Below are 10,315 nucleotides of genomic sequence, written 5' to 3'. Positions count from 1 at the left end.
TTCTCGCGCCATCCACTCTGATGAAGATTGCCGTCATCGGCTCCGGCATTGCCGGCCTGTCCGCCGCCTTCTACCTCGCCCGGCGTCATGAGGTCGTGCTGTTCGAGCAGGACGATCGCGTCGGCGGGCACACCCATACGATCGAGGTGCCGACGGCGAGCGGCGTACAGGCCGTGGACACCGGCTGGATCGTCTACAACGGCATCAACTACCCGAATCTCACGGCGCTGTTCGGCGAGCTGGGCGTGCGCACGCGGCCGACGAGCATGTCCTTCGGCGTCTCGCTGAACCACGGCGCCTACGAGTGGAAGGGCAGCGACAACCTGCTCACCGTGTTCGCGCAACCCGCCAATCTGCTGCGCGCCGGCCATCTGCGACTGCTGACGGAGATCCTGCGGCTCAACCGGGTCTGCAACCGCCTGCTGAAGCTCGACACCCTGCCCGGCGGCTCACTCGGCGACTTTCTGCGCGACGCGGATTTTTCCGCCGAACTGCAGGCGCGCTACCTGCTGCCGATGGCCGGCCTGATCTGGAGCTGCTCGCCGCGCCAGGCCATGGAGTATCCGGCCGCGGATTTCATGCGCTTCTTCGACGCGCACTCGCTGTTCACGGCGACGCAGCAGCCGACCTGGCATACGGTGATCGGCGGCAGTCATACCTATGTCCGGGCGCTGCTCGAACGTTACTCCGGCACCGCGCGCCTGCGCACGCCGGTGGCGCGCATTGCCCGCAGTGACGCCGGCATCGAGGTCACGACCGACGTCGGCAGCGAACGCTACGACCGCGTCGTCTGCGCCACGCACAGCGACCAGGCCCTGCGCCTGATCGCCGACCCCGCTACCGCCGAGCGCGAAGTGCTCGAAGGCATCCCGTACAACGCCAGCCGCGTCGTGCTGCACACCGACGAGCGCTACCTGCCGCGGCGCCGGCGCGCCTGGGCCTCGTGGAACTACATCAACGACACGGCCTTCGGCGCCGACGTGTCCGGCTACCGCGGGGTCGATTTCGACCGCGAGGTCCATGACCGGCCGATCTCGGGCAGCTACTGGATGAACCTGCTGCAAGGCATCGACGGCCCGGTGAACTACGTCGTCACGCTGAACCCGACGCGCGAGATCTCCGGCGACCGCATCGTCTATGACACGGTCTACCACCACCCGCACTACGGCCCCGGGAGCGTGCGCACGCACCGACGGCTTGCCGGCATCCAGGGCAACGGCGGCCTGTGGTGGGCGGGGGCATGGACGGGGTATGGTTTCCATGAGGACGGCCTGCTCTCGGGTCTGCGCTGCATCGCCGGCATCGACCGCGAATGCCTGCCGTCCTGGGCGACGGGCCTGTAAGGGGGACGGGACGGTGACGAACGGGAGCGGGGACGGCTGCCTGTACGCGACGCGGGTGATGCACCGGCGTCGCGTGCCGCCGTTGTACCGCTTCGTCTACCGCGTCTTCTACCTGCTCGTCGACGTCGACCGGCTTGATGCGCTGTCGTCGCGCCTGCGCCTGTTCTCGGTCGACCGCTTCAACCTGCTGTCGCTGCGCACGCGCGACCACGGCGACGGTCGCGGTCTGCGCGCCTGGGCCGAGAGTCTGCTGGGCAGTCGCGGCATCGAGCTCGACGGCGGCCGCATCCGCCTGCTGACCTTTCCGCGCGTGCTCGGCTTCGCCTTCAACCCGATCAGCCTGTGGTATTGCGATCACCGCGACGGCCGCTTGCGCGCGGTGATCGCGGAGGTCAACAACACCTTCGGCGAGAAGCACAGCTACCTGCTTGCATCCGACGGTGCGCCACTGCCGTATGACGTGCCGATCGAGAAGGAAAAGGTGTTCCATGTCTCGCCGTTTCTCGACCGGCTCGGGCAGTATCGCTTCACGCTGGGGGCGCCCGATGCGCGTGTCCGCGTGGCGATCCACGAAACACGGGAGGGCGAGGCGATTCTCGATGCGACGCTGGCCGGCGAGCGCCGGGCGCTGACCGATGCGGCGATACTCGGACAGGTCCTGCGCATGCCGTGGATGACGGCCAAGGTCGTGGCGGGCATCCACTGGGAGGCCCTGAAGCTGTGGCTGCGCGGCGCGCGATTCCATCGCAAGCCGGAGCCGCTGCGGCCGGACGTGAGCTGACGGACAGACCTGCAGGGAGACGCATGGACGATCGCGACCTCGAACACGGTGCCGACCTGAACCGCATCCTGCGGCGCGACGGCTTCTCGCCCGACCTGCCGGCATCGCTCGCCGGCGATGGCCGCCTGTCATGGGGCCTGCGCCTGATGATGTACATGCTGCGCGGCCTGCGCGTCGGCACGCTGGACGTGACGCTGCCCAACGGCGAACTGCGCAGCTTCCGCGGCACCGAGCCCGGCCCGCACGGCGTGCTGCACATCCGCTCCGGCGCAATGATCGGTCACGTGCTGCGCGGCGGCGAAGTCGGCTTCGGCGAGGCCTATCTCGACGGTCTCTGGGATTCTCCCGACCTGTCGCCGCTGCTCGCGGTGATGTATCTCAACGAGCCCTACTACAAGGGCCCGTACGAGAAGAACATCTTCGGCCGCTTCTACGGCTGGCTGCGCCACAAGCTGCGCGCCAACACCAAGTCCGGCGCGCGCGAGAACATCGAGCACCACTACGACCTCGGCAACGAGTTCTACAGGATGTGGCTCGACGACACGATGGCGTACTCAGCGGGCATGTTCATCAGACCCAACGAAACGCTGATGGACGCGCAGCTCAACAAGTTCCGGCTGATGGCCGAACGCCTGGACCTGCGTCCCGAGCACCATCTGCTGGAGATCGGCTCCGGCTGGGGCGGCTTCGCGATCCATGCGGCGAAGCATCACGGCTGCCGCGTCACCAGCATCACGCTGTCCAGAGAGCAGCTTGCCGAAGCCCAGCGCCGCGCCGATGCCGCCGGCCTCGCCGACCGCGTGCGATTCGAGCTGCGCGACTATCGCGACGTCGCCGAGACCTACGACCGCGTGGTGTCGATCGAGATGTACGAAGCCGTCGGCGAGGCCTACTGGCCCGGCTACTTCTCGACGATCGAGAAGGCGCTCAAGCCCGGCGGATACGCGGCGATCCAGGGCATCACCATCAGCCCGAAGATCTTCGACGACTACCGCCGCAAGCGCGACTTCATCCAGAAGTACATCTTCCCCGGCGGCATGCTGTGTCCGCCCGAGCTGTTCCAGGCACTCGCCGCGAAAGCCGGGCTCGTCGCCGAAGACGCGAAGTTCTACGCCCGGGACTACGCCGACACGCTCGCCCACTGGCATCGCAATGTGCTTGCCGCGCGCGAGCGGATCGTGCAGCAGTTCGACGAGCGCTTCCTGCGCATGTGGCGCTACTACCTGAGCTACTGCGAGTGCGGCTTTCGCACCGGCAGCATCGATCTGATGCAGATCACCTTGAGGAAACCGGCATGATCCGAATCGCGGGTGTCTTCGCCGTCATCGCCATCGCCGGCCTGATCGGTGTCTCGACCTGGGCCACCGGCCACGTCAGCATCGTCCCCGCCATCCAGGACCTGATCGCGAATCCCTCGGCCGGGTACACGCCGTGGCTGGTCGCGACGCTGTTCGACGCCTATTTCGGCTTCATCTGGTTCTGGCTGTGGATCGCGTACAAGGAGACGCGCTGGTCGATGCGGCTGCTGTGGCTGGTGCTCGTGCTCGGCCTCGGCAACATCGCGATGGGTGCCTACATGCTGATCCGCATCGCCCGGCTGCCCAGGGGCGCGACCGTCGAAGACCTGCTGCTGCGGCGGGCCTGAGGCCTTGAGCACCGCAACCGAGAAAGCGCAGTTCGGCGGCTTCTGGCAGCGCCGCGTCGTCGCGCCCATCGTCGCGCAGCTCAAGCAGGGCATCACGCCGGAGAAGATCGCGCTGACGCTCGCGCTCGGCGCCGTGCTCGGCATCTTCCCGATTCTCGGTTCGACGACGATCCTGTGCGCCGCCATCGGCATCTGGCTGAAGCTCAACCAGCCGGTGATCCAGATCGTGAACTACTTCATGTACCCGGTGCAGATCGCGCTGCTGCTGCCGTTCTACCGTGCCGGCGAAACCCTGTTCGGCCAGCCGCACGTGCCGATCTTCTCGGTCACCGAGCTGATGCAGCGCTTCCAGTCCTCGCCGACGCAGTTCCTCGTCGACTACGGCATGGTCGGCGTCTACGGCATCGTCGTCTGGGCGCTGGTCGCGCCGCTGCTGCTCGCCGGGCTCTACTACGGAAGCTGCCCGCTGCTGCGCGCCCTGGGGCGTCGCACGCGGTAGACCGCTACTGCCAGCGACGCGTGATGCGCTGGAAGAACAGGCTGTTGGGAATCTGCAGCAGCGTGCCGGCGCCGTTCTCGCCCGACTCCTCCAGCGTCGTGTAGATCAGGTTGATGTCGAGCACGCGACCCTTGAGGCCCGGCTTGTCGCCGCTTTCGAGCACCTCGATCTGGTCGTGCAGTCGGAACGGACGCGTGGTGGCGATCAGCAGCATGCAGAAGATGTTGGACAGCACGCTCCACGCCGCGAAGAAGGCCACCGCGCCGACCGTGGCGAAGCCGGTGAACGCCGTCCACAACACCATGCCGGACACGCCGATGCGCTCCAGGCACAGCAGCAGCGCGGCGCCGTAGATCAGGAAGCCCGAACCGCGGCGCATGCCCACGGCCATCTCGGTCGGCAGCCGGTAGCGTTCGCAGGTGCGGCGGATGACGCGATGCACGAGCACGCGCAGCAGCACCGCCACCGCCAGCACCAGCACGACCTGCACCGCCGGCACGATCACGTTCAGCCAGCCGTGCGCCCAGACCGGCAGAAGATCCTTCATCGCGTCACCGTCCGTCGAACAGCGCCAGCACCTGCTCGGGCGGTCGTCCGATCGCCGCCCGGCCCTTGTGGATCACGATCGGCCGCTCCAGCAGCTTCGGGTGCTCGGCGAGCACCGCCAGCCACTGCGCGTCGCTGTAGCCGTTGTCCTTGCCCAGGCCCAGTTCGGCGAACAGCGCTTCCTTGGTGCGCACGAGCTGCAGCGGCTTCACGCCCAGCAGCCGGCAGATCTCGGCCAGCTCGGCCTTCGTCGGCGGCGTCTGCAGGTATTCGATCACCGGCAGGTCGACACCGCGATCCCGCAGCAGGTTGAGGGTCTCGCGGCTCTTCGAACAGCGCGGGTTGTGGAGGATGCCGTCGCGCATCGGTCCGGTCTCGTCGGCGGGTGGGCGGCGAGTATAGAGAAGGCCCGGCCATGAGCCATGGGGTTCGTATTATTTGAAACGATCGTTCGTTGACATTGAAGAGTATATTGATCTACAAATATCATTAGCTTGAAACGTTCGTTCGTTAAACGATGAGCAAAGCCAGTCCGCACCGCCGCGTTGCCGCCGAGAAGCCACGCCTGCCTGAACTGCCGGCCCGCCGCGGCGCCTACGCCGTGGTGCTCGATGCCGCGCTGCGGCTGTTCGCGGAACGCGGCTACGGCGGCACCTCGGTGCGCGACATCGCAACGGTGGCCGAGGTGCAGCCGGCGACGCTGTACGCGCACTTCCCGTCGAAGGCGCACGTGCTCGCCGAGCTGGTCCGCATCGGCCACGAGGTCCATCAGCAACGCTTCCGCGAAGCGCTGCTCGAGGTGCAGCCGGCGCCGCGGCTGCAGCTGGCGGCGATGGTGCGAGCACATGTATCGATGCACGCGGACTACCCGATGCTCGCCGTCGTCGCCAACGCCGAGCTGCACGCCCTGCCGGCGGAGCTGGCGGCCCCGGCACTGCAACTGCGGCGGGAGAGCGAGCAACTGCTGCTGGAGATCGTCGAGCGCGGAGTGCGCCTCGGCGAGTTTTCGGTGGCGCAGCCGTGGCTGGCCGTCGCGGCGATCGGTTCGATGGGCCTGCGCGTGGCCAACTGGTACACGCCTGACCTCGGCATGAGCGCCGATGCGGTCGCCGATGCCTATGTCGAGTTCGCCTGGCGCATCGTCGGCGCGAAACCGCAGTAAGTCGATTTCCGGCGCAGGACGGTGCCGCGCCAGAACGGCACCCGCGCAAGACCAGCGAGAGGAGACCGCGATGGCGCGGGGGAGAGGCGGGACACGACGCAGCCGGCGGCGCCGGCACACCGCGGGCCTGATGGCGGCCGCGCTGGCGCTGGCGCACGCCGCCGCACCGGCGAACGAGGACGCGCTGGACTTCCTGCTGGCCGCGCCGGCCGATGAACCGGCGCAGCCAGCACCGACGCCCGAGCCGGCGCCCGCACCGGAAACGCTTCCATCCGCCGATGCCGCGCCCCTGGCGACCATTCCGCTGGAGCCGCCGGCCGAGCCGACACCCACGCCGCGGCCGGCGCCGAGCGGCCCGCGCCTCGAGGAGATCGTCGTCACCGCGCAGAAGAAGGCGCAGTTCGTCGAGGACGTGCCGATCTCGCTGTCGGTCGTCGACCACAAGTTCATCGCCAGCTGGGGCATCACCGACGTGCGCGAGGCGATGCTGTTCGTGCCCAACGTCAAGGTCGAGGAAGCCGGCTTCTTCGCCTCGCCGCGCGTGCGCGGCTTCAGCTTCAACAACAACAATAAGGCCTTCGAGCCGCCGGCCGGCATCGCGCTCGATGGCATTCCGTACACCCGCGTCGAGTACTTCAATGCCGCCCTGTTCGACGTGCAGCGCATCGAAGCCCTGCGCGGCCCGCAGGGCACGACCTTCGGCAAGAACACGACCGCGGGCCTGATCCACGTGGTCACGCAGAACCCGACCGACGACTTCACCGGCTACGCCGACGTGCAGCGCGGCGAACTGGACCGCCTGCGCATTGAGGCGGCCGTGGGCGGACCGCTGATCACCGACGTACTGAACTTCCGCATCGCCGGCCTCTACGACGAACGCGACGGCTTCATCCGCAACACCACCGCGCCGCTGGTCCCCGGCCTGCCGTCGGAGCTGCGCTCGCAAGGGCGGCGCGGCGTCCGCGCCAAGCTCGACTTCATCGACCTGCTCGGCGCGACGCTGCGGTTGAGCGTCGAGACCGTCGAGCTCGAATCCGGGGGCGCCGGTGCGGAGATGTACAACGCCAGCGAACGCATCCAGGCCGTGCTGCGCCGCTACGACCCGAACGCCGACTTCGAGCGCAACAACTACACCGCCTCGATCGACCAGCCCGACGGCCGGATTGCGCAGATCGACACGATCAACGCCGAGTTCGGGACCGGCCTCGGCGACTGGAATCTCGTCGCGCTCGCCGGTCACTCCGTGCTCAAGAACGAGCTGCAGGTCGATACCGACTTCTCACCGGCACCGGCGATCTACGGCGAGGATCGCGACCGCTCGCCGACGACGAGCTTCGAGCTGCGCGCCGAATCGCCCGAGTTCGACGGCCTGTTCGGCCTGCCGGTGCTGTTCGGAGCGGACCTCGGATCGAGCAACCTGCTCGTCGGCCTCTACCACCAGCATCGCGAAATCCAGGGCGGCGGCTTCGAGTTCCGCATCGGCACGCTGCCGTTTCTCGAACTGACGCTCGCCGGCACCCAGGACGCGCCCGCCGAAACACTGCTCGCCGCCTTGCCGCCGCAGGTGTTCGCATTGCTGTTCGCCGCGATCCCGGCCAGCCCGCCGGGGGGCGACAACCTCTACGAGGAGGTCAAGCAGGGCTTCGAGCAGCAGGCCGACGCCAGCGCCCTGTTCGGCCAGTTCGAGTGGTCTTTTGCGCCGCGCTGGACTGCCCAGCTCGGCCTGCGCTACAGCGTCGAGGACAAGTCCGCACGCTGGAACTCCGTCTACACCTCGCCGGGCCCGAGCGTGCTGCTGCCGCTCGCCGGCATCTCGCAGTTCAGCGCCGAGCGCTCGCAGTCCGAGGAACAGCTGCAGCCCAAGCTGTCGCTGAACTGGCAGCCGACCGACGACGTGAGCCTGTTCCTGCACTGGGCGCGCGCGTACAAGGGTGGCGGCTTCAACGCCTTCGCCTTCCGCGATCGCGACGACGAGCTGGTGTTCCAGCCGGAGGTCGCCACCGAGTGGGGCTTCGACTTCAAGGGCTCGCTGCTCGATGGCCGCGCCAAGCTCAACGTTTCGCTGTACCGCCTCGACATCGACGACTTCCAGGTGCTGACGCGCATCCCCGACGCGCTCACCGTCGGCCTGGGCGTGACCAAGGTCGAGAACGCGGCGAAGGCGCGCTCGCAGGGCGTCGAGGCCGACTTCACCTGGCTGGTGACCGAGTGGCTGACGCTGATCGGCACCGCCGCGTTCAACGACACCGAGTATCTCGACTTCAAGACCAACGACTGTCCGGCGGACCAGGACAACACCGACGGCGACGATGACCAGCGCTGCGACGCCACCGGCAAGGGCTTCGCGTTCGCACCGCGCCAGAGCTACACGCTGTTCGCCAACCTCAGCTTCCCGATCGGCGACGGCGGCCTGCGCTGGGGCTTCGGCGGCGGCGCCGAGTACCAGTCGCTGCAGTACCTCGACATCGACCTCGATCCGCGCAAGACCCAGGAAGGCTTCTTCCGCTATCGCGCCAACATCGGCATCTCCAATCCGATGCAGGGCTGGTCGTTTCGCGTCTTCGGCGAAAACCTGGGCGACGCGCGCACCTCGATCCGCCAGGGCGACGTCGTACCCGGACTGTTCGTGAACATCCAGGAAGCGCCGCGGCAGTTCTACGCGCAGCTGCGCTACGAGTTCTGAGGACACCCGCATGCGCTCGACGATGATGACCACGCCGCTGACGCTCGACCGCATCCTCGAGCGCGCACGCATCTTCCACGACGTGCAGATCGTCTCGCGGCGGCCGGATCGCTCGCTGCTGCGCACGACCTACGGTGATCTCTACCGGCGCGCGCGCCAGCTCGCGCAGGCGCTGACCGCCGCGGGCCTGAAGCCCGGCGATCGCGTCGCGACGCTGATGTGGAACCACGCGACGCACCTGGAGAGCTACTTCGGCGTGCCCATCGCCGGCGGCGTGCTGCACACGCTCAACCTGCGCCTGCACGCCGAGGACATCGCCTACATCGCGCAACATGCCGGCGACCGTTTCCTCATCGTCGACGACTGCCTGCTGCCGCTGTACGCGAAGTTCCGCGACCAGGTGCACTTCGAGCGCGTGATCGTCGTGCGCTTCGACGGCGGCATCGATCACAACCACGAAGACTACGACGCCTTCATCGGCGCACACGACGGCGACTTCGCGTACCCCGCGCTCGACGAGAACGCGGCGGCCGGCATGTGCTACACCTCGGGCACGACCGGGCGGCCCAAGGGCGTGGTCTACTCGCACCGCTCCAACGTGCTGCATGCCCTGGCCGAGGCGCTGCCGGATGCGATGGGCCTGTCGATGCGCGACGTGCTGCTGCCGGTCGTGCCGATGTTCCACGCCAACGCCTGGGGCCTGCCCTACGTGGCGACGATGGTCGGCTGCGTGCAGGTATTCCCCGGCCCGCATCTCGACGCGCAAAGCCTGCTCGAACTGATGTCGGAGACCGGCACGACGCTCGCCGGCGGCGTGCCGACGATCTGGATGGGCGTGCTGCAACTGCTGCGCGATCATCCGGGCCGCTGGCCGCTCGCCGACGGACTGCGCCTGATGGTCGGCGGTTCGGCGCCGCCGCCGGCGCTGATCCGGGGACTGGCCGACCACGGCATCCAGCTGCATCCGGCCTGGGGGCTGACCGAGACCTCGCCGCTCGCGAGCTTCAACCGCCTGCGCCCGGAACTCGACGCACGACCGCCGGCCGAACGCCTGCGCTACGGCGCCAAGGCCGGCATTCCGCTGCCGCTGGTCGATCTGCGTCTGGTCAACGAGGACGGTATCGCGCCCTGGGACGGCGACAGCGTCGGCGAGATCGAGGTGCGCGGCCCCTGGGTCACGGCGAGCTACCACGAGCGCCCGGACGCGGCCGACCGCTTCAGCGACGACGGCTGGTTCCGCACCGGCGACGTCGCCGCGGTCACGCCCGAGGGCTACATCACGATCACCGACCGCGCCAAGGACCTGATCAAGTCCGGCGGCGAATGGATCAGCTCGGTGGACCTGGAGAACGAGCTGATGGCGCATCCGGCGGTCGCCGAGGCCGCGGTCATCGCCGTGCATCACGACAAGTGGATGGAACGGCCGCTCGCCGTGGTCGTGACACGGCCGGGTGCACAGGTCACGGCCGAGCAGTTGCGCGGCCATCTCAAGGGCAAGGTCGCGGACTGGTGGCTGCCGGACGGCTACGAGTTCATCGAGCAGATTCCGCGCACCTCCACCGGCAAGTTCCAGAAGCTCAGGTTGCGCGAGATGTTCGCGCAGTGGCGCGCACCCGAGGGTCACGGGGCGGCGCCTTCGACCACTACCGACTGACC

10 protein-coding genes are annotated in these 10,315 nt (G+C 68.1%); 8 read left to right on the top strand and 2 right to left on the bottom strand.

Going from position 1 to position 10,315, the window contains the following annotated elements; translation table 11 throughout:
• Positions 1 to 20: 20 nt before the first annotated feature.
• From C8D93_RS16260 to C8D93_RS16240, 5 genes are read left to right on the top strand one after another with little or no spacing between them, the layout of a single operon-like run.
• Positions 21 to 1,343, top strand: coding sequence for an NAD(P)/FAD-dependent oxidoreductase (locus C8D93_RS16260; RefSeq protein ID WP_110266286.1), 1,323 nt, complete (start codon positions 21 to 23; stop codon positions 1,341 to 1,343).
• Between the two features lie 13 nt (positions 1,344 to 1,356).
• Positions 1,357 to 2,124, top strand: a complete 768-nt coding sequence (locus C8D93_RS16255; RefSeq protein ID WP_245903938.1) for a DUF1365 domain-containing protein — start codon at positions 1,357 to 1,359, stop codon at positions 2,122 to 2,124.
• A 23-nt stretch (positions 2,125 to 2,147) separates the two neighbouring features.
• Positions 2,148 to 3,422: a class I SAM-dependent methyltransferase gene (locus tag C8D93_RS16250; RefSeq protein ID WP_110266284.1), complete on the top strand. Its 1,275-nt coding sequence runs from the start codon at positions 2,148 to 2,150 to the stop codon at positions 3,420 to 3,422.
• Positions 3,419 to 3,769 (top strand): DUF1475 family protein, encoded by a 351-nt coding sequence (locus tag C8D93_RS16245; protein ID WP_110266283.1) that lies wholly within the window; start codon positions 3,419 to 3,421, stop codon positions 3,767 to 3,769. The genes C8D93_RS16250 and C8D93_RS16245 overlap by 4 nt, the downstream gene beginning before the upstream one ends.
• Positions 3,770 to 3,773: 4 nt before the next feature.
• Entirely contained in the window at positions 3,774 to 4,268 is a 495-nt protein-coding gene (locus C8D93_RS16240; RefSeq protein WP_110266282.1) for a DUF2062 domain-containing protein, read from the top strand.
• A gap of 4 nt (positions 4,269 to 4,272) precedes the next feature.
• On the opposite strand, the gene C8D93_RS16235 is transcribed toward C8D93_RS16240, so the two are convergent.
• A complete protein-coding gene (locus tag C8D93_RS16235) occupies positions 4,273 to 4,815 on the bottom strand; it encodes a mechanosensitive ion channel domain-containing protein (RefSeq protein ID WP_110266281.1) in 543 nt (180 codons plus the stop codon).
• A 4-nt stretch (positions 4,816 to 4,819) separates the two neighbouring features.
• Positions 4,820 to 5,179, bottom strand: coding sequence for an arsenate reductase (glutaredoxin) (arsC, locus tag C8D93_RS16230; RefSeq protein WP_110266280.1), 360 nt, complete (start codon positions 5,177 to 5,179; stop codon positions 4,820 to 4,822).
• Positions 5,180 to 5,331: 152 nt separating this feature from the next.
• On the opposite strand from arsC, the gene C8D93_RS16225 reads away from it, so the two are divergent.
• The 3 genes from C8D93_RS16225 (at position 5,332) to C8D93_RS16215 (ending at position 10,313) form a co-directional block, all read left to right on the top strand.
• Entirely contained in the window at positions 5,332 to 5,976 is a 645-nt protein-coding gene (locus C8D93_RS16225; protein ID WP_110266279.1) for a TetR/AcrR family transcriptional regulator, read from the top strand.
• A 70-nt stretch (positions 5,977 to 6,046) separates the two neighbouring features.
• Entirely contained in the window at positions 6,047 to 8,659 is a 2,613-nt protein-coding gene (locus C8D93_RS16220; RefSeq protein WP_146216638.1) for a TonB-dependent receptor, read from the top strand.
• Between the two features lie 10 nt (positions 8,660 to 8,669).
• On the top strand, positions 8,670 to 10,313 hold the full coding sequence (locus C8D93_RS16215; RefSeq protein ID WP_110266277.1) for a long-chain fatty acid--CoA ligase: 1,644 nt from the start codon (positions 8,670 to 8,672) through the stop codon (positions 10,311 to 10,313).
• Positions 10,314 to 10,315: the final 2 nt, after the last annotated feature.

The organism is Sinimarinibacterium flocculans (assembly GCF_003201205.1).
GTDB lineage: Bacteria > Pseudomonadota > Gammaproteobacteria > Nevskiales > Nevskiaceae > Solimonas > Solimonas flocculans.
The sequence above is the reverse complement of the archived record's forward strand: the minus strand, read 5'-3'. Positions and strand labels throughout refer to the sequence as shown.

Bases quoted from the DNA above. Each gene is read 5' to 3' on its own strand.
- C8D93_RS16260 (WP_110266286.1), top strand. From the start codon at position 21: ATGAAGATTGCCGTCATCGGCTCCGGCATTGCCGGCCTGTCCGCCGCC.
- C8D93_RS16250 (WP_110266284.1), top strand. From the start codon at position 2,148: ATGGACGATCGCGACCTCGAACACGGTGCCGACCTGAACCGCATCCTG.
- C8D93_RS16245 (WP_110266283.1), top strand. From the start codon at position 3,419: ATGATCCGAATCGCGGGTGTCTTCGCCGTCATCGCCATCGCCGGCCTG.
- C8D93_RS16235 (WP_110266281.1), bottom strand. From the start codon at position 4,815: ATGAAGGATCTTCTGCCGGTCTGGGCGCACGGCTGGCTGAACGTGATC.
- arsC (WP_110266280.1), bottom strand. From the start codon at position 5,179: ATGCGCGACGGCATCCTCCACAACCCGCGCTGTTCGAAGAGCCGCGAG.
- C8D93_RS16225 (WP_110266279.1), top strand. From the start codon at position 5,332: ATGAGCAAAGCCAGTCCGCACCGCCGCGTTGCCGCCGAGAAGCCACGC.
- C8D93_RS16220 (WP_146216638.1), top strand. From the start codon at position 6,047: ATGGCGCGGGGGAGAGGCGGGACACGACGCAGCCGGCGGCGCCGGCAC.
- C8D93_RS16215 (WP_110266277.1), top strand. From the start codon at position 8,670: ATGCGCTCGACGATGATGACCACGCCGCTGACGCTCGACCGCATCCTC.